Genomic DNA, 246 nt, shown 5'->3' on the forward strand with positions numbered 1-246 from the left:
ATTGATGAGCAGCGTGATATTGAAATTCATCAGTTCCGTATGCTTGCAATTAACAGCGATACGCCGGCAGCGCCAGAAGGCGTACATCAAGATGGTTTTGATCATGTATGTATATGCGGCGTTTCTCATGAAAACTTAGAAGGCGGCGAGCTACTTGTATACGAAAACAAGCAAGCTGAGCCTTGTTTTAAAATGGAAATAAAAGACGGCATGTTTGCATTAATAAACGACCGTCAAGTGTGGCAT

At 42.3% G+C, this 246-nt stretch carries 1 protein-coding gene; it reads left to right on the forward strand.

The window, feature by feature from the left end; all coding sequences use genetic code 11:
• Nucleotides 1-246 (forward strand): 2OG-Fe dioxygenase family protein (locus AAEY83_RS17690; protein ID WP_351061297.1); only part of this gene is annotated, 246 nt, incomplete at both ends.

Source organism: Psychrobacter sp. TB20-MNA-CIBAN-0197 (genome assembly GCF_040309765.1).
Classification (GTDB): Bacteria; Pseudomonadota; Gammaproteobacteria; order Pseudomonadales; family Moraxellaceae; genus Psychrobacter; species Psychrobacter submarinus.